The sequence below is a fragment of the Candidatus Symbiothrix dinenymphae genome, from assembly GCF_001431085.1.
The window spans coordinates 1-3,026 of the sequence record NZ_BBRU01000566.1; the positions used below are offsets into that span (position 1 = coordinate 1).

The following is a 3,026-nucleotide window of genomic DNA, read 5'->3' on the forward strand; positions in this document are numbered from 1 at the left end:
TTGTTATCGTTTTGTTATCATTTTGTTATCGTTGTGTTATCATCCATTATACGGAATTTATTTGTACCTTTGCGCGATTTTTTTTGACAAATATGATGAATTTAGATTTTGACAAAATGGGCGGGCTGGTTCCCGCTATCGTGCAGGATAATCGCACCTCTAAGGTGCTGATGCTTGGATTTATGAACGCGGAAGCTTTGGCTAAGACGGAAGAAACGGGCAAAGTGACGTTTTTTAGTCGCACCAAAAATCGGCTGTGGACGAAAGGCGAGGAGAGCGGCAACTTCCTCAATGTGGTGTCAATAGCCGAAGATTGCGACCACGATACGCTCTTGCTCAAGGTTGAGCCGGTGGGTCCCGTCTGCCACACGGGCGCAGATACCTGTTTCAACGAAAAAAACAGCGAGGATATTCTCTTTCTACGCTATTTGCAGGATTTTATCGACCAACGCCACCAAGAGATGCCGGAAGGCTCCTACACCACATCGCTATTCAACAAAGGTATCAACCGAATGGCACAAAAAGTGGGCGAAGAAGCCATAGAAACAGTCATCGAAGCAATGGCAAACAACAACGAACGCCTGATTTACGAAGCCTCCGACCTGATGTATCACCTGATAGTCCTCCTCTCATCCAAAGGCTACCGGCTGGAAGATTTGGCAAATGAGCTGCGAAAAAGACACAAGGGCTGAAAAAGAAAGCTGTCATTGCAGGGTGAGGGATGCCACCACCACACCAGAACTCCGTAGGAGTTCAACCCACTACGGGCATAGCCGTCAGGTTAAGGCTGAAAGCCTTTCTGTTTTTATCCCGTCGGGTGGGGTGTAAAAAAGATGGATGTTTTATGAATATTGTTCGTTCATCATTTGTTTTTATCCCGTAGGGATTGTAGCTCGGTAGAAAATAGAATCGCCCCGCCCCCCATTTCAGCATCCCGTAGGGATGCAACCGATTGCGGATTATGTTGCATCCCTACGGGATGCGGGGAGAAGGAGAGGTATGATTTTCTACCGAGCTACAATCCCTACGGGATAAAAAACAGAACGCAAAAATTTCATCCGATTGTAATCTGTTTGACACCCCACCCTACGGGATGCGGGAATGCGGGATGCGGGCTAAATCGTTTTTTCAGGTGCTATTTTTAGCAGACGGTGTTTTGTCCCGCAGGGACAGCACTTTATTAACCGTAGACTTCAGTCTACGGGAATGACGGAGCCCACACCCCAAAGTCCCGCATGGGACGACACATTGTTATTCAGCAAAATTGCACCCATCTCAAGTGCCGTCCCATGCGGGACTAATGGAGTCTTAGCATTTTTATACCGTAGACTGAAGTCTACGGTTAATAAAGTGCTGTCCCTGCGGGACAATGAAAGCCGCATAGTATTGTCCATAATGGGACTGCGTTCCGGGCGAGCCTGCGGGACTTGAAAAAAAATAGCACCTGAAAAAAAGATATTACCAAATAATTCGTACCTTTGCACCTCACAAAATTGCAATAAAGATGAAAAAGATGAATGTGATGATTATGTCGGCACTATTGACGGTGACCTCTTGTGCGCAGGGGGCTGAGAATGGTACGCGTGTTGGGGAGGCTCGGGTGCATTTGCTTTCGGAGGGGCAGCAGAAGGGGAACACCTCGATTTTGATTGGCTCTACGCCGGAAATGCTGGACAAGTATGCGCCTGACGGGACGTTTCCTAATGCGGTCAATGCGTTTTTGATTCAGTTGGGGGGCAAAAACATCCTGGTGGATACCGGTTTTGGCAGGCTGCTGTTTGACAATCTTCGGAAGGTCGGGGTTGATGCTGAACAGGTTGATATTGTGCTGATTACACATGCGCACGGCGACCATATTGGCGGGATGCTGCGCGATGGCAAAAAGGCGTTTCCCAATGCACAGGTCTATATGTCGCAACGCGAGCATGATTATTGGACGAGCGATGCGGTGAAAAACCGCAATGTGCTCCAAATTGTTGCTGCCTATACGGGGCAGTTCAATTTGTTTGAGCCATCCGTCCTTGGGGAGCCTGCAAAGCCGCTTGTGGACGCTGTGACTGCGTTTGCGACTTACGGACATACGCCGGGGCATACGGTCTATGTGGTGGAATCCAAAGGCGAAAAGTTGATGATTTGGGGCGATTTGACGCATGCGATGGCGGTGCAAATGCCATATCCGAGCGTGGCGGTAACTTACGATGTAGATCCCGCACAAGCCGTGAAAGCCCGGCTGGAGGTGTTGAAATATGTGTCGGAAAATGCAATCCCCGTTGCCGGGATGCACATCGCAGCCCCTGCTGTGGGAGAGATTGTAAAAGAGGGTAGGGGGTATGTTTTTAAATCGCGCTGATTGTGTGAGATTATTAAAAAAAAAGCATTACCTTTGCAGCCGCAAAACGGGATATAGCGCAGTTGGTAGCGCGCCACGTTCGGGACGTGGAGGTCGGGCGTTCGAATCGCCCTATCCCGACCATTATTTTATCCCTACGGGATAAAAACAGGTATAAGGCATCTCCGCATTTTCGGGCTGAAAGCCCAGCATATCCCAGCCCAACGCATCGCGTTGGGGAAATGATGATGGATGATTGGATGAATGTATGATTGTATGCGCCCTGAAAGGGCAACATAATGATATAATGCCCTTTCAGGGCGCAACACACACAAAAACCCCATTACCCCCAACGCGATGCGTTGGGCTGGGATATGCTGGGCTTTCAGCCCGAGGGGGGATTGCGGGTCAAGCCCGCAATGACGGAATTAACAAACATTAACATTATGAAGTGTTAAAGTCAAAAAAAGCCATTGTCATTTAAAAAACATTCACTACCTTTGCCGCCGAGTTGTCATGGTGGCAATTCATAAAAAATTTTGTTAAACAATTTAAAATTAGATTTTATGCGAATGAAGAAAAATTTCAAAAACAAAAAGTTTGCGAACTTTGCAAACTTTGCAAAGTTCGCAAAACCTTTGCTGCTAAGCAGCATCCTCTTGGGGGGGGGGGGGGCAAAAAAATTGCGGGTGGGACC

The 3,026-nt window shown here is 48.0% G+C and carries 2 protein-coding genes and 1 tRNA gene; all 3 read left to right on the forward strand.

Translation table 11 applies throughout. The features are described from left to right. The first annotated feature begins 95 nt into the window (after positions 1-95). The 3 genes from hisIE to ASC50_RS05875 all read left to right on the forward strand — a co-directional run bounded on the left by hisIE (position 96) and on the right by ASC50_RS05875 (position 2,473). Entirely contained in the window at positions 96-692 is a 597-nt protein-coding gene (gene hisIE / locus ASC50_RS05860) for a bifunctional phosphoribosyl-AMP cyclohydrolase/phosphoribosyl-ATP diphosphatase HisIE (protein ID WP_056928814.1), read from the forward strand. 812 nt (positions 693-1,504) lie between these two features. Beyond that, entirely contained in the window at positions 1,505-2,350 is an 846-nt protein-coding gene (locus ASC50_RS05870; protein WP_056928813.1) for an MBL fold metallo-hydrolase, read from the forward strand. A 47-nt stretch (positions 2,351-2,397) separates the two neighbouring features. Further along, positions 2,398-2,473, forward strand: a tRNA-Pro gene (locus ASC50_RS05875). Positions 2,474-3,026: the final 553 nt, after the last annotated feature.